Annotated in this window: 1 pseudogene; it reads right to left on the bottom strand. The window is 60.9% G+C overall.

The window, feature by feature from the left end:
* Positions 1–13: 13 nt before the first annotated feature.
* Positions 14–335: pseudogene (locus ABQE89_RS26315) on the bottom strand (IS1634 family transposase); the annotation flags it as partial.

Below are 335 nucleotides of genomic sequence, written 5' to 3' on the forward strand. Positions count from 1 at the left end.
GACTTGGCTCAATTTAGTGCGCACGTTCGGCGCGGATCTTGAGCAGGGCGGAGCGCAGGTCATCGGGTAGTGGGTCGGCGGCGGTGAGGGTTTGGTTGCCTGCCTGGATTTTCACGGTGCGATAGCGGCGTGCGGTACGGACGAACTTCTTGATGCTCCAGCCGGTTTGGGTTTCGATGTGGTGGCTGACGGCCATCGCGGCGACCACGATGCTCAGGTGGGCCTCGATGGAATCACGTAGGTGGTGATAGATCGGGCGGGCTTGCAGGTCGTGCTTGGACATCCGAAAGGACTTCTCGATGCGCCACAGCTGGTGGTAAGCGTCGATGACGAAC

The organism is Mycolicibacterium sp. XJ1819, assembly GCF_053483675.1.